Source organism: Bhargavaea massiliensis, from assembly GCF_018390575.1.
In the GTDB taxonomy this organism is placed as follows: Bacteria; Bacillota; Bacilli; order Bacillales_A; family Planococcaceae; genus Bhargavaea; species Bhargavaea massiliensis.
Genome location: NZ_JAHBCJ010000030.1, coordinates 1 through 323, shown reverse-complemented (window position 1 = coordinate 323; position 323 = coordinate 1). Strand labels below are relative to the sequence as shown.

Annotated in this window: 1 rRNA gene; it reads left to right on the top strand. The window is 45.5% G+C overall.

From position 1 onward, the window contains the following. Nucleotides 1–131: 131 nt before the first annotated feature. Nucleotides 132–247, top strand: a 5S ribosomal RNA gene (rrf, locus tag KHA84_RS15250). The last annotated feature ends 76 nt before the right edge of the window (nt 248–323 follow it).

The following is a 323-nucleotide window of genomic DNA, read 5'->3' as shown; positions in this document are numbered from 1 at the left end:
CATGAAAGATTTCGGTACTTTACAATGTCTCGTTTATCCGGTTTTGAGCGAACAAATGCAAAGATGTTTGCAAAAACGCTTGCAAATTCTATAGAATTTGATATAATAAATCTTGTCTTGTTCAAAACAAGTCTGGTGATGATGGCAAAGAGGTCACACCCGTTCCCATCCCGAACACGGAAGTTAAGCTCTTTAGCGCCGATGGTAGTCGGGGGCTTCCCCCTGCAAGAGTAGGACGTTGCCGGGCTTGCCACAAGCAAGATGATATTATTCCGCAGTAGCTCAGTGGTAGAGCAATCGGCTGTTAACCGATCGGTCGTAGG